The sequence below is a fragment of the Curtobacterium sp. MCBA15_004 genome (assembly GCF_001865055.2).
Classification (GTDB): Bacteria; Actinomycetota; Actinomycetes; order Actinomycetales; family Microbacteriaceae; genus Curtobacterium.
Genome location: NZ_CP126266.1, coordinates 1,577,536 through 1,601,809, shown reverse-complemented (window position 1 = coordinate 1,601,809; position 24,274 = coordinate 1,577,536). Strand labels below are relative to the sequence as shown.

The window sequence follows — 24,274 nt, the reverse complement described above, 5'->3', positions numbered from 1 at the left end:
CGCGACGGCCGGGCACGCGCCGACCCGGTCCGGCGGCCCGCGCCCGTGACGCGACCGTGTGACGGACGGGAGGCGCGGCACCGACCGGTGCCGCGCCTCCCGTCCGTCCGGTGGTGCGTCAGCGACGCGAGCGGCCGAGCACGACCGTGCCCACCACCGCGGCGATGCCCGCCCACAGGAGCGGGCGGGTGACGCGGCGGCGCTTCGCGACCCAGCCACCGTCGGTCGCGTTCGCGTGGTCGGCGGGCGCGTAGAGGTTGCCGTCGGTGGGCGCCTGGCGACCGCGGAGCGCGAACACCTCGACAGCGGGACGGGTGATCCGGTGGAAGATCCCGGGGACGATGAACTCGGCGGGGACGAGCGCCGCCTGCAGGCGTCCGACGTAGCGGTTGCGCTTCGGGTGCAGCGCCTGGCGGACGACGGCCTTCGCGGCGCGCTCGACCGGCACGGTCGGCGGCAGCGGGTGCGACGCCTTCTCGGTGTAGTTGGCGCCGTTCTGGTAGATCGGGGTGTCGATCGTCGACGGCAGCACCGCGCCGAAGCGGATCCGGGTGCCCTGGTGCTCGTCGGCGAGCACGTCCATCAGGCCGAGGGCTGCGTGCTTGCTCGTCACGTACGCCGACTGGTACGGCGCGGACAGCAGCGACTGGATTGAGCCGACGAGCACGTAGGTGCCCTCGCCGCGCTGCTTCCAGTGCGGCAGGAGCGCCTTCACGGCGTGCACGTGCCCGTGCAGGTTCGTGTCGACGACCCGCTTGAAGGCCTCGACGGGGGTCTGCTCGAACAGGCCGTAGACGAACAGCGCGGCGTTGCCGACGAAGACGTCGATGTGGCCGAAGCGCGTGGTGGTCGTGGCGACGAGGTCGCGGACCTGGTGTTCGTCGGCCACGTCGGTCGGGATCGCCACCGCCTCGGCACCGAGGTCGCGGCACTCCTGCGCCGCCGCCTCGAGGCTCTCCCTGCCGCGAGCGGCGAGGACGAGGGTCGCGCCCTGCCGCGCGAACTCGTGCGCGGCGGCCCTCCCGATGCCGCTCGATGCTCCGGTGACGACGACGATCTTCCCGCGGAACCGATGTGCCATGTCCCCATCGGTACCCGGTGCGGCCTGCGGTGCCGTCCAGCGGGTCGTCCACCGGACACCCGACGTCGACGGGCGACGGCCGCGGCGAGCGGACGAGCCGTGCGGGGTCGTCACGACCGCGCACCGGCATCGTGCGCGGTCGTCGGGTGTCGCGACGACCGGGCACCGTCAGCGTGCGCGCTTCGGCCACACCGTGTAGCTGACGGCCCACAGGAGTTCGACGCCGAGCACGACCGCGAGGACCGGGAGCCACGCGACGAGGGCTGCCGTGCGCTCCCCGGTACCGAACGCGAGCACGAACGCTCCGATGACGCCGGCCGCGACGACGACGCCGACGCCGGTCCGGAGCACGTCGGCCCAGCACGCACGGGTGTACGCCCACCCGGTCCTGCGCTCCGGGAGCGGACGCCCCGTCCGCCAGTGGGCGAAGCGCGCGTCGGCCCAGGCGACCATGCGGCGCCCGTGCGCGAGGGAGACGCCGACGTACAGCGCGGCGAGACCGTGCATCCAGTCGGCCGTCCCGCCGCGGGCGAGGTCGAGTGCGGTCACCGCGAGCAGGACGACGTCGAGGACGGGCCCGAGGGCGAGCAGGACCGCTCCGGTCCGGCGGAGTCCGACGACGTACCGGAGGACCAGGCCGCCGAGCACCGCCACCCAGAAACCCGCTTCGCAGGCGACGATGACGGCGATCAGCACGGGAACCCCTGGGTACCGGAGGACTGATCGAGTACGACTGTGTTCACAACGGCGATGCTAGTACGACTGTGTACGATCGGCACGTGCCCCGCCTGATCGACCACGACGAACGCGACCGGCAGATCGGCGACGCAGCCTGGCGGGTCCTCACGCGCGACGGGCTCGTGGCGTTCTCGGTCCGGAACGTCGCCGAGGAAGCGGGCATCGCGACCGCCTCGCTGCGCCGCGCCTACCCGACCCAGGACGCCCTGCGCGTGGCCTGCCTGCGGCGCGTGGCCGCACGGGTCCAGGAGCGCATGGACGCGGTGTTCGCAGACCCCTCCCTGCCCGCGCCCGAGGTCGACCCGGTTCCCCTCGTCTCCCGGTGCCTCGAGCAGCTGCTGCCGCTCGACGACGAGCGCCGTACCGAGACCGAGGTGTTCCTCACCCTCGGGTCCGTCGCCCTGACCGATCCCGGGGTGCGTGCGGCGTGGGACGAGGCCGACCGCGCGGTGCGGTCCGCGTGCGCGTCGCTCCTCGCACTGCTGAACCCGTCCGGGACCGGGAGCGGAGCACCGGCCCCGACCGAGCGCCGGGTCGCGCGGCTCCACGCCCTCCTCGACGGGCTCGCCCTGCACCTGGCGCACCGTCCCCGGCAGGACGACGTCGGGTGGGCACGCGAGCTCCTGGCCGAGGAACTCGCTCGCCTGCGGGCCGAGGGCGGCCCGACCCGCTGAACCCGTCACGGCTCCTGGCCGCCGCACGGCACGGGGTGGGACGATGGCCCCATGCCGAAGGACGAGCTGACCGTCGCCGAAGCGACGGCGATCGCGGAACACGCCCGGTCCGGGGCGCTCCCGCTCGACGACCCCGAGGTGCGCAAGGTCGTCGAGCAGGCGAACCGCACGCTCGTGCGGGCGCAGATGTGGGGTGACGACGACCGCAGTCCGCGCCTGCGTCGGCGCCGTCGGTTCATCGTCGGCGGGGCGCTCGTGATGGTGCTCGTGTGGGTCGTCGGCCTCCTCGGGCCCCTGCTGCTCCGCCTCGGCGTCTGACCCGGCGGCGCCCCTGGGCGATGCCGCGACGCCCCGCGTGCGGACCCGCCACGTCCTTGGTGCGAACGCGCGACGCCCCGCGCACGACCGGGCGACGCCCGTCGTCCAACGTCGCCGATACCAGTCCAACCTGCGCGACACCCCTGGACGCGGACTTGCCGAGTGATGCTCGACCCGATTGACTCGGGCGCGTGACGAGCACCACCGGCAGCCACGCCTCCCCCACGTGGACGGCGTCCGTCCGGGACGACACGGGGCCGATCGTCCTGAGCGCTCTGCGCGCGTCGTGGCACCCGCTCACGAAGCAGACCGTGGTCGCGGTCCTCATCGTCGCCGCCGCGGTGACGAGCACGGTCGTGCAGGGACTCGACGTCACCGACGCGCGTGCCATGTGGTCCGGCGTCGGCCTCGCGCTCGTCGGGCTGGTCGCCGCGGGGGCGATGGCACGGTGGCCCGCGGTCACCCGTCTCGAACTGCTCGTCCCCGCACTCGACTTCCTGGCGATCGGACTCCTCCGCTACGGCACGGGCGACGCTCGGTCGGTGTTCCTGGCGATCGTCGTGCTCCCGGTGATCTGGATGGCGACGAACCCGGGCCGGCAGCACGTGGTGTACCCCCTGGTCGGGACGGCCGCGACGCTCATGCTGTCCTACGCGATCGCGCCGCGGACCCCGCAGCCGAGCGAACTCGTCCGACTCGTGCTCGCCCTGCTCGTCTACGCCGCCGCGGCAGCGGTCACGAACGAGCTCGCACGCCTGTCCGGGCTGCAGCTCGACACCGCGCAGCGCCGCCGCCGGATCGCCGAGGGCGAGATCGGTCGCGCGGCGCTCGTGCAGCAGTCCCTGCTCCCGACGACCGCCGCCGGGCTGCCCGACGAGTTCCGCGCCGTCGGGGTCTGCATCCCGGCCCGGACCGTCGGCGGCGACTTCTACGACTGGTTCCCCACCGCCGACGGTGCAGCGTTCACCCTCGGCGACGTGATGGGCAAGGGCGTCGGCGCGGGCATGATCGCCGCCGCGGTGCGCTCCCTCATCCGCAGCACCGTCGACGAGTCCGACCCGGCCGTCGCGGTCCGTCGGGCCGCCACGGGGCTGGCCACCGGGGTCTCCGACCTGACGAGCGGGCAGTTCACCACCTGCTTCCACTTCCGCGTCGCCCGGGACGGCCGGGCGCGGTGGGTCGACGCCGGACACGGGCTCGCCGTGCTCCGCCGGGCCGACGGCACCGTCCACCCCCTGCGCGCGGCGCACCTGCCGATCGGCGTCGGCACCGAGTGGACCGCTGACCAGACCGACCTGGAGCCCGGCGACGTCGTCGTGGCGGTGAGCGACGGCGTGCTCGACCTGTTCGGCGGCGACCTCGACGCGGTCGAGCGCTTCGAGGCCTGGGTCGCGGAACGGCAGCACCCGCAGCAGATCGTCGACGGCATCGCCGAGCTCGCCCACGCCGGTGACCACCCGGACGACGTGACCGTCCTGTGCGTCGGCTACCGCCCCTGACACCGCCCGACGCAGGCCGACACAGCCTGACACAGCCCGACGCAGGCCGACACAGCCTGACACAGCCCGACGCAGGCCGACACAGGCCGACACAGCCCGACACAGGCCGACACAGGCCGACACAGGCCGACACAGCGTGACGCGAGACGTCGCTCGGCCTCCGCGCGGGGCCGGAAAGCGCAGCCGGACCGGACCCGCGACACGCCGGACGGTGCGGCCCCGGCACCACGCATCCCCGGCCGGCCGCGAGGCGCAGCGGCACGCCGACCTCCCTCGTCCGGGTGCCCCCCGAACACGGACTGGCGCACCGGGGCCGGAGGGGACAAGATCCTCCAGCCCCCCACCCACACCCGCCGGAGCACCCGTCCGGTCCAGCACAGGGACCACCCCATGCCCCAGCACCACGACGCGCTCGACCGCCGTCGCTTCCTGACCCTCGGCCTCGCCGGCGGTGCCACCGCGGCCGTGGCCGGCTCCGCGTTCCTCGCGACCGACAGCGCGTCCGCCGCGACCCGTCGGACCACGAGCACGACGCCGACGGCCGGCACCACCACCGCGCTCCTCGCCGCCGACGAGTTCAACGGCCCCGCCGGGACCGCCCCGAACCCCGGCATCTGGCGCTTCGACACCGGCGCCGGCGGCTGGGGCAACGCGGAGCTCGAGACCTACACGGACTCCCGCCGGAACGCCGCCCTCGACGGCAACGGCAACCTCGTCATCACGGCGATCCGGGAGGCCGACGGGTCGTACACCTCCGCCCGGCTGAAGACCGAGAGCACCTTCACCGCCCAGTACGGCCGGGTCGAGGCCCGCATCCGCATCCCGCGCGGGCAGGGCATCTGGCCGGCGTTCTGGATGCTCGGCGCCGACATCGGCCAGGTCGGCTGGCCGGCCTGCGGTGAGATCGACGTGATGGAGAACGTCGGGTACGAGCCGACGGTCGTCCACGCGACCGTGCACGGCCCCGGCTACTCCGGCGCCTCCGGCCTGTCGGCCGCGTACACGAACCCGACCGGCGCGGCCTTCGCCGACGACTTCCACGTCTTCGGTGTCGACTGGCGCCCGGGTTCGATCACGTGGCTCGTGGACGGGGTCGCGCAGCGGACGGTCACCCGGGCCGACGTCGGCGCGAACCCGTGGGTGTTCGACAAGCCGTTCTTCGTGCTCCTCAACGTCGCCGTCGGCGGCACGTGGCCGGGGTCGCCCGACGCGACGACCCGGTTCCCGCAGCAGATGCTCGTCGACTGGGTGCGCGTCTCGCAGCTCGCCTAGCAGGACGGCCCGGCCCGGCACGGGACGGACGGGAGGCCCGTGGCGACGCCGCCACGGGCCTCCCGTCCGTCCCGCGGTCGCGTGGACCACACGACCGGACCCGCCCACAGGACGGCCGACGGCGGCTGACAGCCGCCGCTGCGGCGGGATCCGCGCGGCCGCCTCCGCGGCGGGACCCGGACGGCCACCTCAGCGGCGCGACCGCGCCAGCAGCCAGAGGTACGTCGCGTGCCCAACCAGGGCCAGGCCGAAGAACACCGCGGCGACGGCGTACACGCGGTCGAGCTTGCCCTGGCCGATCACGAGCATCACGACGCAGAAGACGACGGCCGCGGCGAGCACGCCGACCTGGATCGTCGACCAGACGCGACGGAAACGGGGCATGCCGGAGTCGTCCACGGGTCCATCCTGCCCGATCGCGGCCCGGGCACGGTGCCCGGCCCGGCCCGGCCCGGTCGGTCGGTCGTGCTCACTTCTCGGGTTCGTGGCCCCAGTTCATGAGCGAGTAGCGCCACTTCGAGTCGTGCGCGTCGCCCTTCGGCTCCTGCTTGCTGTGCCGGGCCACGTACCCGACGACCTTGCGCATGTGCGCGTAGTCGTCGTCGGTGTAGTCACCCTGCTGCTTCTCGAGGATCCGGACGATGTGGCGCCCGCTCTCGTGCCCGGTGGACTCGCCGCCGCTCGACGGCTTCTGCCCGACCTCCTTCGACTCGTCGGAGTCCAGCCACCGCTGCAGCTCCGACGCGGTCATGTTGACGGCGTCGGCGAAGTCGTCGCGGGTCTGCTGCTCGTCGTGCTGGTCGTCGCTCATGGCGGTCACGCTGCCCGTGCAGCCTGGGCGGCCGCGCAGGAGCCCGTGTCCCCCGGAACGGTGCGCACAACGGACGCCACTGCAGGTGCTTCCAGGGGTGGACGGGTTGTGTGTCCCCCGGAACACCCACCGTCGAAGGAGCCACACGAGCATGACCGAGCAGGACGGGCACGCGCCCGACGACCAGGCAGCACCCGTCGACCAGTTCGTGTTCGGCGACCCGCGGACCCGCTACCCGAACGTCTCCCCCGATCCGCAGACCCAGGACGAGCCTGGCCTGCAGTCGCAGATGACCCCGGTCCCCGACCTCGGCGAGGACTCCTACCGCGGCACCGGGCGCCTGCAGGGCCGACGTGCGGTCATCACCGGGGCTGACTCGGGCATCGGCGCGGCCGTCGCGATCGCCTTCGCCCGCGAGGGTGCCGACGTCGTCCTCGCGTACCTGCCCGAGGAGCAGTCCGACGCCGACCACGTGGTCGAGCAGGTCGAGGCCGCCGGTCGCCGCGCGGTGACCGTGCCGGGAGACCTGCGCGACAAGGCGTACGCGGGCGAGTTGATCGAGCGCGCCGTGGCGGAGCTCGGCGGGATCGACACGGTCGTGAGCGTCGCCGGCAAGCAGCGCTGGCAGCCCGACCTGCTCGACATCACCGACGACCAGTTCGAGGCGACGTTCGACGTCAACGTGTTCGGGCTGTTCCGGCTCGTGAAGGCCGCGCTCCCCCACCTCGAGCCCGGGTCGACCATCACGACGACCGCGTCGATGGAGGCGTACCAGCCGGCACCCGACCGGCTCGACTACGCCGCGTCGAAGGGCGCGATCAACAACTTCTCGAAGGGGCTGTCGCAGCTCCTCGTGGAGCGCGGGATCCGGGTGAACGTCGTCGCTCCGGGGCCCACCTGGACCGTCCTGCAGCCGAGCGGCGGTGTCGACCCCGAGTCGCTCCCCGAGTTCGGCAGCAGCGAGTCTCCGATGGGCCGCGCCGCGCAGCCCGCCGAGCTCGCGCCGGCCTACGTGTTCCTCGCCTCGCAGGAGTCGAGCTTCGTCGTCGGCGAGACCCTGAACGTCAACGGCGGCATGGTCACGCCGTGATCGGGAATGCCGGAGCCGCCCCCGGCGTCGAACCATCCACAGACCTGCGAAGGAGCACATCATGAGCCTGGACCTCCACGAGGGGCACGGCGCCGACACCGAGCGACGCTGGAACCCCACCACCACGACGCTGCGCGTGCTGCACGACGAACACGAGGCGACCTTCGGTCGCTGGCTCGGCCAGATCAACGGTCAGCACTGATCAACGGTCAGCACTGATCAACGGTCAGCACTGATCGACGGACGGCACTGATCGCGGATCGGCGCTGACCGTCGGTCAGATCCGGTCGGTGGTCAGCACCGATCGACGGACGGGAGGCGCGGTGCCGGCTGGCACCGCGCCTCCCGTCCGTCCGTGGTCCCGCGGACCGCGACCCGGCCCGCTCAGGCCGGGACGCCGCTGACGTTCACGAGCCAGGTGACCCCGAAGCGGTCGGTGAGCATGCCGAACGTGTCGCCCCACGGCGCCTTCGTCAGCGGCTCGATGACCGTCGCGCCGTCGGCGAGGCCCTCCCAGTAGCCGGTGAGCCGTGCCTCGTCGTCGCCGCTGAGGGACACCGAGATGTTGCTCTCGGTCGGCGTCGGCATGCTCGCCGGGGCGTCCGAGGCCATCAGCGTCAGGTCCTCGGCGACGATCTGGCCGTGCATGACCTTGTCGGCGTCGGCCGGGTCCTGGACCATGCCGCCCTCGGCGAAGGTCATCGTCTTGAGCTCCCCGCCGAAGACGCGGTGGTAGAAGTCGAGGGCCTCGCGGGCCTGGTCGCGGAAGCCGATGTACGGGTTGAGCGTGACGGACACGGCGGGGTCCCTTCGGGTCTGACGGACGTCGTCGTCCGGTGGGGACCATGCTGGCAGGTCGTCGCCGCCGGCGGAAGTCCGGCGGGTGCGCGGCGGGTGCCCGACGGACGCCCGGCGGGGCCCTGTGGACGCCCGGCGGGTGCTCGCTCGTGACCGGATCCACAGCGCCGAGCGGCCGGTCTCACGTGCTCCTCCCAGTCACGGAGCGAAGCGCGCCCTGGCCCCGCAGAAGGACTGGGCCGTCAATTGCCGGACCGTCCCCGTCGTCGAGGCCCTGCGTGGCGTGCAGGCGGACTTCGCCCGCACCTCCGGCGGCCGGCAGGTCTCGCTCGCCGACCTCGTCGTGCTCGCCGGGTGCGTCGGCGTCGAGCAGGCGGCACGGGCCGCCGGCACCGAGACCACCGTGCCGTTCACACCGGGTCGGGTCGACACCACGCAGGACCGCACCGACGTCGAGATGTTCGAGTGGCTCCGCCCGGTCGCCGACGGCTTCCGGAACTTCGTCTCCCCGCGGTACGACGACTTCGCGGCGGGCGTCGCGCCCGAGGCGGTCTTCCTCGACCGGGCGAACCTGCTCACGCTGACGGCACCCGAGTGGACCGTCCTGACCGGCGGACTGCGCGTGCTCGGCGCGAACTGGGACGGCTCGGACACGGGCGTGCTCACCGACCGGGTGGGCGTGCTCACGACGGACTTCTTCGTCGACCTGACCGACACGGCGCTGGTGTGGACGAAGGACGACGACGCGGCCACGACCTTCACCGGCCGGGACCAGGCGTCCGGCGAGGCACGGTGGACGGCCTCGCGCGCCGACCTGGTGTTCGGGTCGAACGCGCAGCTGCGGGCCGTCGCCGACGTCGACGCCGGCAGCGACGGCTAGGAGCGGTTCGTCCGCGACTTCGTCGCGGTCTGGCACAAGGTGATGATGCTCGACCGCTTCGACGTCCGCGGGCACCGCCGCTCCGGTCCGATGGCGGCCTGACCGGGCGACCGTCGGTCTGACCGTGGTCGGCTGACGGACGGGAGGCGCGGTGCCGGTCCGGTGCCGTGCCTCCCGTCCGTCACCGCTTGCGGTCGGCTCACCGGTCCAGGTCCGCGTCCGCGGACGCGGAGGCGGACGCGGCTCAGTCGTCGTAGCGGTAGAACCCCCGACCGGTCTTCACGCCGAGGTGTCCGGCGTCGACGTACTCGTGCAGCAGCCGACGCGGCCCCTCCGGCAGGTGCGGGTCCTCGGCGGCGTAGTGGTCCTCGATGTCGAGCACGACGTCGAGACCGACCTGGTCCATCATCCGGAACGGCCCGGCCGGGGCACCCGAGTTGATCCGGAACATGGCGTCGACGTCCTCGGGTGTCGAGACGCCGTCGGCCACGACCGCCAGCGACTCGCGCTTGATGGCCGCCCAGATCCGGTTGAAGATGAACCCGGTCGACTCCCGGCGCGCGACGAACGGGAAGACGCCGTAGCGGGGCAGGTGCTCCTGCAGGAACGTCATGATCCCCGGGTTGGTCTCACCGTCGCTCATCAGGTCGACGGCGTTCTGCTGGGGCGGCATGGAGAAGTGCACGTTGAGGACCCGCTCGCGGTGCTCGACCTCGTCGACCACGAGCCGCGACGGGTACGACGACGAGTTCGTGGCGAGGATCGTGTCGGCGGCGACGAGCCGGTCGAGCTGTCCGAACAGCGGCGTCTTCAGGTCGAGGCGCTCGGGGATCGCCTCGACGACGAGCCAGGCGCCCTCGACGGCCGAGGCGAGGTCGCCGTCACCGCGGACCGAACCGGCGACCGCGCCGTCCCGCGCCGCGACGACCTCGGGCAGCGTGGCCTCGACGTAGGCGACCGCGTCGTCCCGGACCTGCTCGGAGCGGTCGTGGACGCGGACCTCGGCACCCCCGCTCGCGAACATGAGCGCGATGCGGCGGCCGAGCGTGCCGCCTCCGATCACGGCGACGGGGCGGGACCGGTGGTCTGCGGGCAGCTGGTACGCCATCTGGGCTTCCTCTCGGGTGCGGGGTCCCTCGTGGGGACGGATGGGGCCCGGGACTTGTCACTCCGGACCTCTCGATACAGACTGTACTCGATACGATCTGTACTGCAATCGGAAGGACGACCCATGGATCCCCTCGACGCGCTGCGCCGGGGCACCACCCCGCTCACCGCCCCCGTGTACCCGATGCGCGCCACGCGCTTCCGGGACCGCGAGTACCTCAACGTCGTCTACCGCACCGACCCCGAGGCGCTCCGCGCGGTCGTGCCCGAGCCCCTGGTCGTCGAGGAGCCACTCGTCCGGTTCGAGGTCATGAAGATGGGGGAGGTCGACGGCTACGGCCCCTACGTCGAGTCCGGACAGGCGATCCAGGTCACCCACGACGGCGAGCACGGCGAGTACCTGCACGCCATGTACCTCGACAACTTCGCCGCCACGGTCTCCGGCCGCGAGCTCATCGCGTACCCGAAGGTGCTCGGCACCCCGCGGCTGCGCGTCGACGAGGGCGCCCTGGTCGGGACGCTCGACCGCGGCACCGAGCGTGTGGCGACCGCGACGATGGCGTACGAGTGGGAACCGCTCGACCTCGACGAGGCGCGGGCGCAGATCGCGGTGCCGACGTTCATGGTGAAGTTCGTGCCCGACGTCTTCACCCAGGGCCTGCGGGCCGCACACCTCGTGCGCACCGAGATCACCGACGTCACGGTCAAGGAGGCCTGGACCGGACCGGCGCGACTGCAGCTCTTCGAGCACGTCATGGCACCGATGGCCGACCTGCCCGTCCTCGAGGTCGTGAGCGCGTCGCACGTCCTGACCGACCTGACCCTGGCCCCGGTCCGGCCCGTCCACGACTACCTCGCCGCGGTGCCGCCGACGGCTCAGTAGCGTGGACGCATGAGCACTCCCCCTCCGGCAGCCGCGCGACCGGTCCGACGGCGCAGCAGCACCCGGGCGCAGCTCGTCGCGGCCGCCGAGGCGGTGTTCGACGAGACCGGCACCACGGCGGTGAGCGTCGAGGCGGTCGTCAGCCGCGCGGGGTTCACCCGCGGCGCGTTCTACTCGAACTTCAGCAGTGTCGACGAGCTCTTCTTCGCCGTGTACGAGCAGCAGGCGGCCCTGGTGTTCGAGCTGCTCAGCGGCGTGCTCGAGCGCGCCGAGACCGCCGACGACCCGACCATCGACGACGTCGTCCGCGGCGTCGTGTCGGGGCTCCCGCCGGAGGAGAAGTGGTACGCGATCCGCTCGGTGCTGATCACCCGCGCGCGGCACGACGAGGCGCTGAACCGGCTGCTGCGCGAGCACACCGACCACTTCCACGACACCCTGCAGCCGCTGCTCGTCGGCAGCCTCGCGCGGATCGGGCGACGACCGACCGTCGACCCGGCACTGTTCACCCGCGCCGTCGTCGCCGCGCACGTCGGCGCGGTCAGCCAGAGCGTCCTGCACGACGACACCGAGCGCGTCCGCATCGCGGCGGTGGAGGGCTGCATCCTCGGCCTCACGGAACCGGTCCCGCAGCGCTGACGGCGCCGCCTGCGCGCCGCCGCGATGACGGCTTCGGTCGGTGACCGGAGGACGGACGGGAGGCGCGGTGCGGGCCCGCACCGCGCCTCCCGTCCGTCCCGGCGTCCGTCCCGCTCACGGGTGTCGGCCCCGACGACCGGTCACCCGTCACCGGTCCGGCCCCGGCGTCGCCGGGTCAGCGTCCGGAGGACGCCAGTCCGACCATCGCGGCGCTCCGCTCCCAGAGTCCTGCGGCGAGGGCAGGGTCGGCTGCCTGCGGGTTGGTCCGCGCCACGACGCCCTTCTCGTAGTACTCGCCGGAGGTCCAGTCGACGCCGGGCTCCCCCTCGGCGAACTGCGAGATCGGCGCCGCGCCGGCCTCGGGGCCGATGAAGCCGAACACGCGGGCGAGCGGGGTGCGGTACACGAAGCGCATGAGGCTCGTCGTGTCGGCGGCGAAGTTGGTGCGGACCACCCCGGGGTGGAACGCGGCGGCGGACAGCCCGTCGGCGTGGAAGCGCCGGTGCAGTTCCTTGGTGAACAGGACGTTCGCCAGCTTCGCGTCGCCGTAGGCCTTGTTCGACGAGTACCGCCGCTCGTTGCCGAGGTCGTCGAGGTCGATCCGGCCGAACAGCCGTGCCGCGATGCTCGACGTGTTGACCACGGTCGCGTGGCTGTCGAGGAGGGTGTCGAGCAGCAGGTTCGTCAGCAGGAACGGGGCGAGGTGGTTGACCTGGAGCGTCTTCTCGAACCCGTCCGCGGTGCGGGCCCGGTCACCGAAGATCCCGCCGGCGTTGTTCACCAGCACGTCGATGCGGGCGTGCTCGGACCGGAGCGCCGCGGCGAGGGTGCGGACCTGCTCCAGCTCGGCGAAGTCGGCCAGGTGGAACGGCACGTGCAGTTCCTCCGCGAGAGCGCGCGTCTTGTCGGCTGAACGGCCGACGACCACGACGTCGTGCCCGTCCGCGACGAGCTGACGTGCGCCGGCGGCACCGATGCCGTCACTGGCCCCGGTGATGACGATGGTCTTGCGGGACATGGGTCTCCTCGTGCGTGACGACGTGCGGTGGCGGTCGGCTCCGGTCGGCGTCGACCACCCGGAGCCGCGCGCTCGACGGACAGGTCAACCCTGCCACGCGTCCCGGCTGCGGGCCGTCCTGGCGGCGCGGACGGCCGGCGGCTGGTCGGGTTCTCAGGGCTCGCGATGCAGGGTTCGCCATACGATCGTCTCGCGAGGCGGTGCGGCCTGCACTGCTCGTTCGGATCCGTTCCTGTCCGATCCGACCGTCCGCCCATCCGACCGTCCGTCCGTCCGTCCGTCCGTCCGGAGGAGAACCTGATGACGACCTCGACCTCGACCCCGTCCCTCTCGTCCCTGGGGGCGCTCGTGCCCCGGATCGGCCTCGTCGCCGCGGCGGTGGCCGTCGCGGCGACGGCCGCACTCGGCGGGCCCGCGACCCCGACGACCGCCCACGCCGAGTCGGCGCACGGGGGCTCGACCAACAACTCGATCGGGTGGCACGTGCACTGGTGACGCGTTGCACGTCGGCCGGGGCGGGGGGCGTGTCGCCGCCGCCCCGGCCGTCGCGCGTCGCGGGTCCTACCGCGCCGCGAGGTGGGACCTCCAGGACCCCGCGTCGGTGATGTCCGGTGCGTCGACGGTCGCGAGCGGTTCGCAGAGGAAGCCGAGGACCGTGTCGCCGGACCCGAGCTCGACGACGCCCACGGTCATCGGCGCGACGAGCTGCGTCAGGAAGGTGCCGACGCGTGCGGCGGGGATCGACCACCGCTCCCCCGTGATCGCGGCGCCGCCGTCGTGCACGCGGACCAGGCCGGGCTTCGGCGGCGTCGTCGGGAGGGCGTGGAGGCGGTAGCGCGGCGCGGTGACCGCGGGTCCGGCGTGGACGGCACCCAGGTCGGTGAGCTGCCGGTTCAGGGGTTGTCCGCTCATGTGGGCTCCGAACACGGCGATGTCGATCGTCGGCGGGCGCCACGGCGCAGATCGCCCCGTCTCGTGCAGGAGGAACCGGTCGGCCAGGTCGGCGAGGGCTGCGTCGGAGAAGGCCGGACCGATGAGCGTGACGCCGAAGGGTCGGCCGTCGGCCTCGGCTCCGGGGACCGCGATCGCCGCGAGGTCGAGCAGGTTGACGAAGTTGGTGAAGGTCCCGACCCACGAGTTCACGCCGATCGGGTCGGCCTGCACGTCGGCGATGCTCGGGTGGCCGGGCGCGGTGGGCAGCAGGAGCGCGTCGACCTCGCCGAGGAGTGTCCGAGCGGTCAGGGCCGCGCGCCGGAGGGTCTGCTGGTCGGCCACCAGGTCGACGGCACTCGGACCGTGCCCGCCCCGGATGATCGCGGTCACGCTCGGGTCCCCCGATCCGTGGTCGGGGTCGAGGTGGTGGCCGACGGCGTACGTGCGCTCGGCGACGAGCGCACCGTCGTAGAGCAGCTTCGCAGCGTCCAGCAGCGGGGTGATGTCCGTCTCGACCAGTTCCGCGCCGGCGGCGCGCAACACCTCGAGCGTCTGGTCGTAGCTGGCGCGCCACGCGGGGCTGAGCGGCGCGAGGTCCGGTTCCCGCGCGATCGCCAGCCGCGGCGTGGGCGGCGCGGCGGCGGGAGCAGCCGGGTCCCACGCACGGCTGGTGGGGTCGAGCGGATCGACCCCGGTGATGACGGCGGCGACGTGCTCGGCGACGGCGAGGGTGGGAGCGAACACCGTGACGGTGTCGTAGGACGGAGCCGCAGGGGCCATGCCGCGAGCGGGCACCAGTCCGAGGGTCGGCTTGATGCCGACGAGCCGGTTGTACGCGGCCGGGACTCGACCGGACCCTGCCGTGTCGGTGCCGAGGGCGGCGTCGACGATGCCGAGCGCGGTGGCGACCGCCGACCCGGAACTGGACCCGCCGGACACGAGTCCCGGGTCGAACGCGTTCCGGACGACGCCGTGGGGGCTGCGGGTACCGACGAGACCGGTGGCGAACTGGTCGAGGTTGGTCTTGCCGATCACGACCGCACCGGCGTCCTCGAGACGGGCGACGGCCGTCGCGCTCTCGTCGGGGACGAACCCGGTCCACGGTGCTGCGCACGTCGTGGGCAGTCCCGCGACGTCGATGTTGTCCTTGACGGCGATCACCGTGCCGGCCAGCGGGAGGCGTTCGGCACCGACCGTGTCCAGGCGTTCCTGCACGGTGCGTGCCCGGGCCAGCGCGTCGTCCCGGTCCCGGAGGGTGATCCAGACCTCCGGTCGGTCGACGGACGCGATCCGCTCGTAGGCCGCGGTGACGCGGGCGACCGGGTCCGGCGTGGGAGCGGCGGCCGTGGGACGGAAGGTGGGAGTGGTGGTGCTCATGGTGCGGGTCGTCTCCGTTTCGGGGCGCTGGCCGGTGGTCAGACGTCGGCGTGGACGTCGGCTGCGGTGACGACGGCGAGGGGCTGGCCCGCCGCCACGGTGTCCCCGGGGGCGACGAGCAGTTCCAGCACGGTGAGGTGGTGCGGCGCCCGGACCGGTGTCTCCATCTTCATCGCCTCGAGCACCAGCAGGTCCGCGCCGTCGTCGAGGACGTCGTCCGCGGCGGCGTCGACCCGCCAGACGGCCCCGGCCATCGGTGCCTCGACGACGGTCGCTCCGTCGGGCAGGCGGCTGTACACGTCGTCCGTGGTCGTCGCAGCGGCCGCTCCGTCGTCGCGCGGTGCGAACTCGCCGGCGGCTTCCCACGCGAGGCGCTCGGTCTCGAACGCGGCGGCCTGGCGGGCGCGGAACGCCTCGATGTCCGCGGCGTGTCGGGTGAGGAACTCCTGGTGCTGCCGGAGGGAGAACTCGCCGGGGCGGATGTCGAGCTGCAGCCGGTCCGCTGCCATCTCGGCGCGCAGGTCGGTGAGTTCGTCGGGGCTGACGAGGTGGAACCTGATGCGGTCGAAGAACCGCAGCAGCCAGGGGTGTCCGTCGGTGAAGGACGTCCGTCGCGCTCGGAGGCCGGCCCAGATGGGGACGGTGCGCCCGACGAGCTGGTAGCCGCCGGGGCTGTCCATGCCGTAGATGCACATGTACGTGCCGCCGATGCCGACGGTTCCCTCTGCCGTCCAGGTCCGGGCCGGGTTGTACTTGGTGGTCAGGAGTCGGTGCCGGGGGTCCAGCGGCGCGGCGGCGGGGGCGCCGAGGTACACGTCGCCGAGTCCGAGGACCATGTACTCGGCCTCGGTGACGATGCGTTGCACGTCGTCGGTGGTCTCCAGCCCGTTGGCGCGGCGGATGAACTCGATGTTCGAGGGGTTCCACGGGGCGTCGTCGCGGATGAGGGAGCCGTAGCGGGCGATCGCCTCGGCGACGGTCGGGTCGTCCCACGAGAGCGGCAGGTGCACTTCCCTGCTCGGGACGACGAGGTCGTCCGTGGCGGGCAGGTGCTGCTCGATCTCGACCAGCAGGTCGACGAGGCGTCGGATCGGCAGCACCGCGGGGTCGACGTGCAGGTGCAGTGACCGGACGCCGGGGGTCTGGTCGACGAGCCCGGCCGGCGCCGCCTCGCGGAGGCCCTGCATCAGGGCGTGGACCCGCATGCGCAGGCCGAGGTCCAACGTCATCGGCCCGTACTCGACGAGCACGTTGTCGTCGCCGCCGCGCCGGTACACCACCGCCGGGGTCGTCCCGGTGGCGGGCAGGGCGGCCAGGACGCCGTCGTCGTCGTCGCGACGGCTCAGGGTCGGCGTGAAGACGGTGTTCGTGCGGTTCGCCTCGGCGATCGCGGGCAGCTGGGTGCTGTCGACGGGGACGAACCGGAGGGTGTCGCCGGGGCGGAGCTGGCCGAGCTTCCAGCGGTCCGCGCTCACCACGGTGACCGGACACGCGAACCCGCCGAGACTCGGCCCGTCCGGGCCGAGGACGGAGGGGGTGTCGCCGGTGAAGTTGACGACGCCGACGGAGTACGCGTTGTCGTGCAGGTTCGAGGGGTGCAGGCCGGCCTCCCCACCGTCGCTGCGCGCCCACGTCGGTCTCGGGCCGATCAGGCGCACCCCCGTGCGGGCGGCGTGGAAGTGCACGGTCCACGTGGCGTCGTAGAGCTGCTGCACGTCCTCCCGGGTGAAGTACTCCGGGGCGGGCTGGGGGCCCTCGGTGACGTGCAGCTCCCAGCTGCTGCTCGTGCTGATCCGGGCGGCGGGATCGATGACGGTCGGCGTGGCCAGCGACGTGGTGGTGGTGGCACGGAGGACGTCCCCGGTGGCGATCGGGCGGCCGCCGTGCCCGCCGAAGCGGCCCTGCTCGAAGGTGGCTGCGCTGCCGAGGTAGCTGGGCACGTCGAGGCCGCCGCGGACGGCGAGGTAGGTGCGCACCCCGGTCCCGCGGACGGTGCCGACGTCGAGCGTGCCGCCCGCGGGGACGGTGATCGGCTCCCACTGCGGGACGGCGACCCCGTCGACCGTGACGGGTGCGGGTGCGCCGGTGACGGCGACGACGGTCTCCTCCGTGAACCGCAGCGCCGGTCCGGAGACGGTGCACTCCAGGGCCGGGGCGCCCTCCGGGTTGCCGACGGCGGTGTTCGCCGCCCGGAAGGAGCGGTCGTCCATGGGGCCGCCGGGGCTGATGCCGACCTGCCAGAGACCGATCCGGCCGGGCCAGTCCTGGATGGTCGTCGATGCGCCGCCCCGGAGCACGTCGATGCGTGGCCGGGGATCGGAGACGTCCTCGAGGAGGTTCGTGGTCACGGCCGCGTCGAGCACCGCGTCGGTGGTGCAGATCGCCCCCAGCAGGCCGAGGTTCGACTCGATGCCGGCGACCTCGGTGTCCGACAGGGCGCGCTGCAGGGCGGCGAAGGCGGTGCGACGGTCGTCGGCGGTGACGATCACCTTCGCGAGCATGGGGTCGTAGACCGGAGAGACCTCGTCGCCCGTCTCGACGCCCGTCTCGATCCGCACGTCGCCGCGCTCCGCACCGTCGGTGTCGGGGAACCGGACCCGGGTGAGCAGCCCCGTGGAGGGCTGGTAGTGCTTCACCGGGTCCTCGGCGTAGACACGCGCTTCGATCGCGTGACGACCGTTCGGGACGGGTGTGGTGCCGGCGAGGAAGCCGGACGGGCCGGTGTCGCCGAGTCCGACGCGGAGCATCCACTCGACGAGGTCGACGTCGAAGACCTGCTCGGTGACGGGGTGTTCGACCTGGAGGCGGGTGTTGAGCTCGAGGAAGTACACCTGTTGCGTGTCGGTGTCGTAGACGAACTCGACCGTCCCCGCGGACCGGTAGCCGACGTGCTCGGCCAGTGCGGTCGCGCTGGCGTGCATCAGCGTGCGGACGTGTCCGGGCAGGTCCGGGGCGGGGGCTTCCTCGACGACCTTCTGGTGTCGGCGCTGGAGGCTGCAGTCCCGGTCGCCGAGGATCCGGACGGTCCCGTCGCCGTCGCCGAAGACCTGCACCTCGAGGTGGCGCGCACGGGCGATGAACTTCTCGACGAAGACCCCCGGTGTGGCGAAGTTCGCAGCCGCCAGTCGGGTCACGGACCCGAACGCTGCCCGCAGGTCGGCCTCGTTCCAGCAGGTGGAGATCCCCACGCCGCCACCCCCGCCGGAGGCCTTGACCATCACCGGGTAGCCGATCCGCTCCGCGGCCGTCGCCGCCTCGTCGACGGTGTCGACCAGTCCTGACCCGGGCACGCAGGGCACACCGCACTCCGTCGCGATCGCGATGGCGGTGTGCTTCGGTCCGAACGCCTCGATCTGCTGCCACGTCGGGCCGATGAACACCAGCCCGGCGGCTTCGACCACTCGGGCGAACCCGGGGTTCTCGGACAGGAACCCGTAGCCCGGGTGGACGGCGCCGGCCCCGGACGCCCGTGCGGCGGCGAGGATGCGGTCGACGTCGAGGTAGCTCTGCTCCGGGGCGGCCGGGCCGAGGCGGTGCGCTTCGTCGGCCTCGCGCACGTGGGCGCTGGCACGGTCCGCGTCGGAGTACACCGCGATGGTGCGCAGGCCCATCCGCTTCGCGGTGCGGATGACGCGGCGGGCGATCTCCCCGCGGTTGGCGATCAGGACGCTCTCGAACGCAGGCTGCTGCTCAGGCATGGTGGGTGGTTGCCTTCCCGGGTGGTGGCGAGACGGAGGAGGGGCACCGCCCGCGCCGACCGACGGCGGCGCGGGCGGCGGTCGGGGTGGGGTCAGAGGACGCCGCGGGTGACCATGTTGGTGATCGCGCGCGTCGCGCGCGCCATCACCGTGTCCATGGACTCGCCGATGTGTTCCCCGAGCGCGGTCTTGGCCTGCTCGAGGTGTCCGGCGACCACCAGGTCACCGATCGCGAGGTGTTCGTCGATGGTGGCGGTGATGCGGTCTTCGGTCACGTAGTCGTACATGCGGACCGCGCGGATGCGGTGGTTGACGCTCTCCAGCGCCTCGACGAGGGCTTCGTTCCCGGCGGCGCGGCACAGCGTGACGTGGAAGCGTTCGTCGTCCATCACGAACTGGGGCGTGGGCGACGGGGGCGATCGGCGCAGCTCCCGCCACCGGTCCAGCTCCGCGCCGAGGAGCGCGAAGTCGTAGCCGGCGAGCTCCCGTTCGACGGTGCGCTGCACGCCGCGCATCTCGATCGTGACGCGGAGCTCGTACAGCTCGGCCAGGTGGTGCAGGTCCGGCAGCACCACCCGGTACCCGTACTCGTCGTTGTCGATCAGCCCGTCGGCACGGAGCATGAACAGCGCCGTCCGGACCGGCGTGCGGGACACCTGCAGTTCGTGCGCGATCGCGTCCTCGCGGAGTCGGCTGCGCGGCGCGTACCGGCCGTTCATCAGCTGTTCCCGGAGGTGCTCGTAGACGACGTCGGTGCGGGAACGCCCCCGCCGACCCGTCGCGGGGGCCCGGTCGTCCGCGGCGGTCATCGCTGCTCCGGCAGGACGTACCGGCCCGTCTTGTCCGTCGCCAACGCCAGGGACGAGATGTACTGCGCCGACCCGTCCGGAGCGCGTTCTGCCGAGAGCAGCATGTCCGGGCGTTCGAACTCGAGGCCCGTGACGTGGCAGCGCAGCAGCTCCCCGCTGGGGTTCCCGTCGGCGTCGAGCATCGGCAGGTCGATGCCGTCGTCGGTGCGGCGCAGGTAGAACCGCCCGCGGGTCAGCACCGCCGTCAGGGGCGTCACCACGATCGGGATCGCGACGGCGAAGATCGCCGAGAACGGAGCGACGCCGGGACCGAACGCACCGAAGAAGACCGCGATCGAGACGCCGGCGGCGAGCAGGAGCGACACCACCCCGACCGGGTTCCAGGCGTACAGCATGCCGCGGCGGAACTCCGGGTGCTTCGGCGACAAGCCCAGCAGGTACTTGTTGACGGCGATGTCCACGGCGACCGTCACGATCCAGGCCATCCCGCAGTTGGCGTAGAAGCCGAGGATGGTGTTGAGGAAGTCGAACATCTTCAGCTCCATCAGCGCCAACGCGATCGCGAGGTTGACGACGACGAACACGAGCCGGCCCGGGTACGTGCGGGTGACCCGGGTGAAGGCGTTCGTCCACGCCAGCGAGCCGGAGTAGGCGTTGGTGACGTTGATCTTGATCTGCGACAGCACCACCAGGACCACGGCGAGCGTCATGGCCAGCCACCCCGGCATCATCCGCTCGTACACGCCGAGGAACTGGTGCACCGGCTCGTTCGCCGTCGCCGACGCTGCCGGGTCGAGCGTCGCGATCAGGTAGACGGCGATGAAGAGGCCGATCGCCTGCTTCAACGCGCCGAACACCACCCAACCCGGGCCCGCGATGATCACCGCACGCCACCACGAGCGACGGTTCGCGTCGGTGCGGGGCGGCATGAACCGGAGGTAGTCGATCTGCTCGGCGATCTGCGCGATCAGCGACAGGCACACACCCGCAGCGAGCATGACCGATGCGGGACTGACCCCGGTCCCGGAGCCGTCCTTGCCCGCGTAGGCGAAGAAGGTCGACAGCGACGACGGGTCGGAGACGAGCAGGTAGGCCAGCGGCACCACCATGAGCACCAACCAGAACGGGGTGGTCCACACCTGCAGCTTCGAGAGCGCCTTCATCCCGTACACGACCAGCGGGATGACGATCAGCGTGGACACGGCGTACCCGAGCGGCCGCGGCACGTGCAGCCCGAGCTCCAGGCCCTGCGCCATGATCGACCCCTCGAGGGCGAAGAAGATGAACGTGAAGGTGGCGAAGACCACGTTCGTGATCACCGAGCCGTAGTACCCGAAACCCGACCCCCGGGTGATGAGGTCCAGGTCGATGTTGTACCGGGCGGCGTAGTACGCCAGCGGGATCCCCGTGACGAAGATGACCACCGCGGCGACGAGGATGCCCAGCAGCGCGTTCGTCGTCCCGTAGGCGATGCCGGCGTTCGCGCCGATCGAGAAGTCGGCGAGGTACGCGATCCCGCCCAGTGCGCTCGTCGCGACGACTCCTGCGCCCCACTTCCGGTAGGAGCGAGGAGCGAAGCGCAGCGTGTAGTCCTCCAGGCTCTCCCGCGTCGCAGCGCGGGTGTCGGACGATGCGGAGGAGCCAGGAACAGTGATGGTGCCGTCGTGAGGTGCCTCGACGTCAGTGGACACGGCGAACCCTTTCGATCGGTGGTGCACGGCTGAGGTGAAGACCCGGAACGACACACACCACGTCATCGGAGTGGACCGGGCGACGCCACCGGGACACGACCGGGGGCGTGGCAACGAGCCTGGCGACGGGATGTTTCCGGCATGTTCCCCGGAACGAACTTTCCTGTGTCGACAGCGCTGGACACACTGTTGTACACAACTTCGCGGGCCCGGTCGTGCGACGCTCGGTGCACCTCACCCGTCCAGGAACAGACCCGGAGGCCTACCGTGACCACGACCAGCACCACCACCACGCCGCACGTCCTCGGCGATCTCGTCGCCCGCGGAACCACTGCGAACGTCGCCACCGTCGTCGCCGGGACCGGTCTCTTCGCAGCGGCAGCGCAGCTGACCGTCCCGCTGTGGCCCGTACCGATCACCGGTCAGACGTTCGCGGTCCTCGTCCTCGGCGCCGCGCTCGGCACCCGCCGGGCAGCCGCCGCCACCAGCCTCTACCTCGTCGCCGGCACCGTCGGTCTGCCGGTCTTCACCGGCGGCGCCTCCGGCAACCCGTTCGCGATGCCCTCCGGCGGCTACCTCGTCGGTTTCGTCGTCGCCGCCGCCCTCGTCGGCTTCCTCGCCGAGCGAGGCTGGGACCGCACACCGCTGCGCTCCCTCGCCGCGTTCGGGCTCGGTTCCGCCGCGATGTACGCCGTCGCGCTGCCCTGGCTCGCGATCAGCCTCACGCACCTCGGCGCTCCGCACTCCCCCGCAGCCGTCCTCGGCGCAGGACTCGTGCCGTTCCTCGTCGGTGACGCGCTCAAGGCCCTGCTCGCCGCCGGACTCCTCCCGCTGACCTGGCGACTCGTCCCCCGCCGTCCGCGCCGGGCACACCAGGGTCGACGGACCAGCGGACCTTCCGCCTGAGTCCTTCCGCGGCGCCCGCGTCCGGTCCGGGCCCTGTCCGGGGCGTCAGCCGAACTTCCTGCCCACCGCGACCCGCGGCGACCGACCCTCCGGAGCACCGGTGGGCGGCGCACCGGAGCACGCCGCCCACGCTCGCGTCGGACCTCAGCCGCAGTGCGACTTCCAGACCTGCGGGAAGTCGAACCAGTACCCGCGACCGCATCCACCGCTCTTGATGAACTCCGCCGCACCGGCGACGAGGACCCCGAGGGCGGTGCACGAGGTCTTCGACAGGTCGAGGCTGATGCAGACGGCGGCGAGGTAGACGCCCGCACCGACGGTGACGATCGTGCGGACCACCTGGCCGGAGAGGAAGTACTCGTGGTTGCTCCACCAGTGCTTGCTCTCCCCGATCTCGGCGGCCGGGTCCCCGGCCGCGGTGCGCGGCGCGGCGACGGCACCACCGTCACCGGAGGTGCCGAGCAGCTGCTGCGGCGTCATCCGCGATGCCGTCGCACGCGCCTCCGCGTCCTCCTGCGTGGTCAGGTCGGTCCAGTGGCGCATCGTCTGTCCACCGACGCTGAAGCCAGTCGTCGCGACCTGGTCGAGCATCGTCGACGAGAGCGCCCCGGACCGGATGTCCACCAGGACGGTGCCGCGCTCGATCGAGCGGACCACTGCCGCTCGTGCATCCGACGGAGTGGTCGTCGACGCGGACGCCGGCCCGGGCGCGACGAGCACCGCGAGCAGGACCGCCAGGGTCGACACGGTGAGCGCGAGGAGCGTGGTGCGCCGGCGCTCGGTGGCACGAGTCGGAACGAGGGTTCCCATGACTGTTCTCCTTGCTGACGAGGGGTGACCATCACCCGTCGGGATCGTCGGTGCCGGAACCGACGTACGGCCGAAGGACGACCCCTCCGCCGACCAACTCGGGGTGACGGTCAGACGAACGTCTGGTGAGTGCGCGTTCAGCGGCGCGACCCGACGCGATCCTGGTCGTGCAGGTCAGCAGGCCGCACCGCCCGATGGCACGGCCGCCGCCGGCTCGCTGAACGACCTCTCCGTCTGCGCCGACAGCCCGCGTGCACGCTGGGAATCAGCAGCGGTGGCCCCATCGTTCGCCATACGATCGTCTGACGAAGACCGATGATCTGTCAGGGACGAGGCCGGGCCGATGACCACAGCAGTGCGATGGAGTGACGACGTGCAGGCAGCGGCAGCGCAGCGCCTCGTGGCCCCGGGTGGCATGATCGTCGCCCCCACCAAGGTCGGCTACATCGTGATGACGACCGATCGACGTGGCCTGGAGCGGAAGTTCGACGCCAAGCAGCGGCCCCTGTCGAAGCCCGGGGTGGTCCTCGTCAGCTCGCTCGAGATGGTGCATCGACTGGCCGAGACGACGCCGGAGATCGACGCACTCTACGAACGCTGCTGGAACGAGGACGTCCTGCTCGGCTGCATCCTCCCCTGGCGCCCGGACGGACTGCGACACATCCCCGACGACGGCTCCCGCGAACTCGTGATGGACAGCCGGGCGACGTCGTGCTTCGTCATCCGCTTCGGAGTGCCGGCCGAATCGATCGCGCGAGACCTCTGGGAGCAGCACGAACTGCTCTCGTTCGCGAGTTCGGCGAACCCGTCCGGGCAGGGGAACCGCGGTGTCCTCGCCGGGATCGGCGATCGGATCGCTGGCGCAGCGGACCTCCTCGTCGAGGCCGACGACTACGTCGCCTCCGTCCAGCCCGACCGCGACGCTGACACCCGCTGGGAACAGGGCGTCATGGTGTCGATGGTCGACCAGGGCGGGCACCTCGTGCCCGAGCAACACGGAGCCCGCTCGGTCGCTCCGGTTCCGACGCTCATCCGGAAGGGACTCGACCTCGACCGCATCATGCGGTTCCTGTCCGACCAGTTCCCGAGCTGGGACCACCGCCACGGGCAGTACCACTAGGCAGGCGTCCGACCGAGTGAGGACCGGGAGCACGCCGTCCGAACTCGTCGATCGCGTCGGGACGCGTCCGTCCGAAGTCCCCGATCGCGACCGCCCGCAGGAGCGGGTGCACCGACTGTCCT

At 72.4% G+C, this 24,274-nt stretch carries 24 protein-coding genes; 12 read left to right on the top strand and 12 right to left on the bottom strand.

Going from position 1 to position 24,274, the window contains the following annotated elements:
- Positions 1 to 118 precede the first annotated feature (118 nt).
- Entirely contained in the window at positions 119 to 1,081 is a 963-nt protein-coding gene (locus QOL16_RS07565) for an SDR family NAD(P)-dependent oxidoreductase (RefSeq protein WP_071284790.1), read from the bottom strand.
- A 168-nt stretch (positions 1,082 to 1,249) separates the two neighbouring features.
- Positions 1,250 to 1,777, bottom strand: coding sequence for a hypothetical protein (locus QOL16_RS07560; RefSeq protein WP_071284789.1), 528 nt, complete (start codon positions 1,775 to 1,777; stop codon positions 1,250 to 1,252).
- An 83-nt stretch (positions 1,778 to 1,860) separates the two neighbouring features.
- On the opposite strand from QOL16_RS07560, the gene QOL16_RS07555 reads away from it, so the two are divergent.
- The 4 genes from QOL16_RS07555 (at position 1,861) to QOL16_RS07540 (ending at position 5,582) form a co-directional block, all read left to right on the top strand.
- A complete protein-coding gene (locus tag QOL16_RS07555) occupies positions 1,861 to 2,493 on the top strand; it encodes a TetR/AcrR family transcriptional regulator (protein ID WP_071246941.1) in 633 nt (210 codons plus the stop codon).
- 51 nt (positions 2,494 to 2,544) lie between these two features.
- Positions 2,545 to 2,811, top strand: coding sequence for a hypothetical protein (locus QOL16_RS07550; protein WP_065959418.1), 267 nt, complete (start codon positions 2,545 to 2,547; stop codon positions 2,809 to 2,811).
- 191 nt (positions 2,812 to 3,002) lie between these two features.
- Positions 3,003 to 4,310: a PP2C family protein-serine/threonine phosphatase gene (locus QOL16_RS07545; protein ID WP_071284788.1), complete on the top strand. Its 1,308-nt coding sequence runs from the start codon at positions 3,003 to 3,005 to the stop codon at positions 4,308 to 4,310.
- 390 nt (positions 4,311 to 4,700) lie between these two features.
- Positions 4,701 to 5,582 carry a family 16 glycosylhydrolase gene (locus tag QOL16_RS07540; protein WP_083393948.1) on the top strand — a complete coding sequence of 294 codons (882 nt, stop codon included), beginning with the start codon at positions 4,701 to 4,703 and terminating at the stop codon, positions 5,580 to 5,582.
- 189 nt (positions 5,583 to 5,771) lie between these two features.
- On the opposite strand, the gene QOL16_RS07535 is transcribed toward QOL16_RS07540, so the two are convergent.
- Together QOL16_RS07535 and QOL16_RS07530 are read right to left on the bottom strand one after the other, a co-directional pair.
- Positions 5,772 to 5,981: a hypothetical protein gene (locus QOL16_RS07535; protein WP_071285666.1), complete on the bottom strand. Its 210-nt coding sequence runs from the start codon at positions 5,979 to 5,981 to the stop codon at positions 5,772 to 5,774.
- A 70-nt stretch (positions 5,982 to 6,051) separates the two neighbouring features.
- Complete coding sequence (locus QOL16_RS07530) at positions 6,052 to 6,393, bottom strand: DUF3140 domain-containing protein (RefSeq protein ID WP_071285668.1); 342 nt, start codon at positions 6,391 to 6,393, stop codon at positions 6,052 to 6,054.
- A gap of 151 nt (positions 6,394 to 6,544) precedes the next feature.
- Here QOL16_RS07530 and QOL16_RS07525 point away from each other — a divergent pair, with 151 nt between their 5' ends.
- Together QOL16_RS07525 and QOL16_RS07520 are read left to right on the top strand one after the other, a co-directional pair.
- Positions 6,545 to 7,483: an SDR family oxidoreductase gene (locus tag QOL16_RS07525; protein WP_071285670.1), complete on the top strand. Its 939-nt coding sequence runs from the start codon at positions 6,545 to 6,547 to the stop codon at positions 7,481 to 7,483.
- A 61-nt stretch (positions 7,484 to 7,544) separates the two neighbouring features.
- A complete protein-coding gene (locus tag QOL16_RS07520) occupies positions 7,545 to 7,685 on the top strand; it encodes a hypothetical protein (protein WP_175473156.1) in 141 nt (46 codons plus the stop codon).
- A gap of 182 nt (positions 7,686 to 7,867) precedes the next feature.
- Here QOL16_RS07520 and QOL16_RS07515 read toward each other — a convergent pair whose 3' ends face one another.
- The gene (locus tag QOL16_RS07515; RefSeq protein ID WP_065959429.1) at positions 7,868 to 8,281 is read right to left on the bottom strand and encodes a VOC family protein; all 414 of its coding nucleotides are present in this window, start codon (positions 8,279 to 8,281) and stop codon (positions 7,868 to 7,870) included.
- Between the two features lie 139 nt (positions 8,282 to 8,420).
- Between QOL16_RS07515 and QOL16_RS07510 the strand changes: the two genes are divergently transcribed.
- Positions 8,421 to 9,161 (top strand): peroxidase family protein, encoded by a 741-nt coding sequence (locus QOL16_RS07510; protein ID WP_217637637.1) that lies wholly within the window; start codon positions 8,421 to 8,423, stop codon positions 9,159 to 9,161.
- A 244-nt stretch (positions 9,162 to 9,405) separates the two neighbouring features.
- On the opposite strand, the gene QOL16_RS07505 is transcribed toward QOL16_RS07510, so the two are convergent.
- Positions 9,406 to 10,269, bottom strand: coding sequence for a 3-hydroxyacyl-CoA dehydrogenase family protein (locus QOL16_RS07505; RefSeq protein ID WP_065959432.1), 864 nt, complete (start codon positions 10,267 to 10,269; stop codon positions 9,406 to 9,408).
- Positions 10,270 to 10,392: 123 nt separating this feature from the next.
- Here QOL16_RS07505 and QOL16_RS07500 point away from each other — a divergent pair, with 123 nt between their 5' ends.
- Complete coding sequence (locus QOL16_RS07500) at positions 10,393 to 11,151, top strand: acetoacetate decarboxylase (protein WP_071284885.1); 759 nt, start codon at positions 10,393 to 10,395, stop codon at positions 11,149 to 11,151.
- A gap of 9 nt (positions 11,152 to 11,160) precedes the next feature.
- Positions 11,161 to 11,790, top strand: a complete 630-nt coding sequence (locus QOL16_RS07495) for a TetR/AcrR family transcriptional regulator (RefSeq protein ID WP_065959436.1) — start codon at positions 11,161 to 11,163, stop codon at positions 11,788 to 11,790.
- A 175-nt stretch (positions 11,791 to 11,965) separates the two neighbouring features.
- On the opposite strand, the gene QOL16_RS07490 is transcribed toward QOL16_RS07495, so the two are convergent.
- The gene (locus QOL16_RS07490; RefSeq protein ID WP_071246797.1) at positions 11,966 to 12,808 is read right to left on the bottom strand and encodes an SDR family NAD(P)-dependent oxidoreductase; all 843 of its coding nucleotides are present in this window, start codon (positions 12,806 to 12,808) and stop codon (positions 11,966 to 11,968) included.
- 300 nt (positions 12,809 to 13,108) lie between these two features.
- Between QOL16_RS07490 and QOL16_RS07485 the strand changes: the two genes are divergently transcribed.
- Positions 13,109 to 13,303 (top strand): hypothetical protein, encoded by a 195-nt coding sequence (locus tag QOL16_RS07485; RefSeq protein WP_065959440.1) that lies wholly within the window; start codon positions 13,109 to 13,111, stop codon positions 13,301 to 13,303.
- Positions 13,304 to 13,369: 66 nt separating this feature from the next.
- Here the strand turns inward: QOL16_RS07485 and atzF are convergent, their stop codons facing one another.
- From atzF to QOL16_RS07465, 4 genes are all read right to left on the bottom strand, one after another.
- Positions 13,370 to 15,118 carry an allophanate hydrolase gene (gene atzF / locus QOL16_RS07480; protein ID WP_071284886.1) on the bottom strand — a complete coding sequence of 583 codons (1,749 nt, stop codon included), beginning with the start codon at positions 15,116 to 15,118 and terminating at the stop codon, positions 13,370 to 13,372.
- Positions 15,119 to 15,156: 38 nt separating this feature from the next.
- On the bottom strand, positions 15,157 to 18,816 hold the full coding sequence (uca, locus tag QOL16_RS07475; protein WP_071284887.1) for an urea carboxylase: 3,660 nt from the start codon (positions 18,814 to 18,816) through the stop codon (positions 15,157 to 15,159).
- A gap of 92 nt (positions 18,817 to 18,908) precedes the next feature.
- The gene (locus QOL16_RS07470; protein WP_065959447.1) at positions 18,909 to 19,625 is read right to left on the bottom strand and encodes a GntR family transcriptional regulator; all 717 of its coding nucleotides are present in this window, start codon (positions 19,623 to 19,625) and stop codon (positions 18,909 to 18,911) included.
- Positions 19,622 to 21,280 (bottom strand): hypothetical protein, encoded by a 1,659-nt coding sequence (locus QOL16_RS07465; protein ID WP_139266450.1) that lies wholly within the window; start codon positions 21,278 to 21,280, stop codon positions 19,622 to 19,624. Before QOL16_RS07465 ends, QOL16_RS07470 begins: the two co-directional genes overlap by 4 nt.
- Positions 21,281 to 21,583: 303 nt before the next feature.
- Between QOL16_RS07465 and QOL16_RS07460 the strand changes: the two genes are divergently transcribed.
- Entirely contained in the window at positions 21,584 to 22,222 is a 639-nt protein-coding gene (locus tag QOL16_RS07460) for a biotin transporter BioY (protein WP_071284888.1), read from the top strand.
- Between the two features lie 144 nt (positions 22,223 to 22,366).
- On the opposite strand, the gene QOL16_RS07455 is transcribed toward QOL16_RS07460, so the two are convergent.
- Positions 22,367 to 23,032 (bottom strand): hypothetical protein, encoded by a 666-nt coding sequence (locus QOL16_RS07455; protein WP_071246791.1) that lies wholly within the window; start codon positions 23,030 to 23,032, stop codon positions 22,367 to 22,369.
- A gap of 343 nt (positions 23,033 to 23,375) precedes the next feature.
- Here QOL16_RS07455 and QOL16_RS07450 point away from each other — a divergent pair, with 343 nt between their 5' ends.
- Positions 23,376 to 24,152 (top strand): L-threonylcarbamoyladenylate synthase, encoded by a 777-nt coding sequence (locus tag QOL16_RS07450; RefSeq protein WP_071246789.1) that lies wholly within the window; start codon positions 23,376 to 23,378, stop codon positions 24,150 to 24,152.
- Positions 24,153 to 24,274 lie beyond the last annotated feature (122 nt).

Excerpts from the sequence above, each read along its gene's own strand:
- QOL16_RS07470 (WP_065959447.1), bottom strand. The coding sequence starts at position 19,625 with ATGACCGCCGCGGACGACCGGGCCCCCGCGACGGGTCGGCGGGGGCGT.
- QOL16_RS07525 (WP_071285670.1), top strand. The coding sequence starts at position 6,545 with ATGACCGAGCAGGACGGGCACGCGCCCGACGACCAGGCAGCACCCGTC.
- QOL16_RS07550 (WP_065959418.1), top strand. The coding sequence starts at position 2,545 with ATGCCGAAGGACGAGCTGACCGTCGCCGAAGCGACGGCGATCGCGGAA.
- QOL16_RS07485 (WP_065959440.1), top strand. The coding sequence starts at position 13,109 with ATGACGACCTCGACCTCGACCCCGTCCCTCTCGTCCCTGGGGGCGCTC.
- QOL16_RS07520 (WP_175473156.1), top strand. The coding sequence starts at position 7,545 with ATGAGCCTGGACCTCCACGAGGGGCACGGCGCCGACACCGAGCGACGC.
- QOL16_RS07500 (WP_071284885.1), top strand. The coding sequence starts at position 10,393 with ATGGATCCCCTCGACGCGCTGCGCCGGGGCACCACCCCGCTCACCGCC.
- QOL16_RS07530 (WP_071285668.1), bottom strand. The coding sequence starts at position 6,393 with ATGAGCGACGACCAGCACGACGAGCAGCAGACCCGCGACGACTTCGCC.
- QOL16_RS07455 (WP_071246791.1), bottom strand. The coding sequence starts at position 23,032 with ATGGGAACCCTCGTTCCGACTCGTGCCACCGAGCGCCGGCGCACCACG.
- uca (WP_071284887.1), bottom strand. The coding sequence starts at position 18,816 with ATGCCTGAGCAGCAGCCTGCGTTCGAGAGCGTCCTGATCGCCAACCGC.
- atzF (WP_071284886.1), bottom strand. The coding sequence starts at position 15,118 with ATGAGCACCACCACTCCCACCTTCCGTCCCACGGCCGCCGCTCCCACG.
- QOL16_RS07505 (WP_065959432.1), bottom strand. The coding sequence starts at position 10,269 with ATGGCGTACCAGCTGCCCGCAGACCACCGGTCCCGCCCCGTCGCCGTG.
- QOL16_RS07565 (WP_071284790.1), bottom strand. The coding sequence starts at position 1,081 with ATGGCACATCGGTTCCGCGGGAAGATCGTCGTCGTCACCGGAGCATCG.
- QOL16_RS07540 (WP_083393948.1), top strand. The coding sequence starts at position 4,701 with ATGCCCCAGCACCACGACGCGCTCGACCGCCGTCGCTTCCTGACCCTC.
- QOL16_RS07495 (WP_065959436.1), top strand. The coding sequence starts at position 11,161 with ATGAGCACTCCCCCTCCGGCAGCCGCGCGACCGGTCCGACGGCGCAGC.
- QOL16_RS07490 (WP_071246797.1), bottom strand. The coding sequence starts at position 12,808 with ATGTCCCGCAAGACCATCGTCATCACCGGGGCCAGTGACGGCATCGGT.
- QOL16_RS07450 (WP_071246789.1), top strand. The coding sequence starts at position 23,376 with ATGACCACAGCAGTGCGATGGAGTGACGACGTGCAGGCAGCGGCAGCG.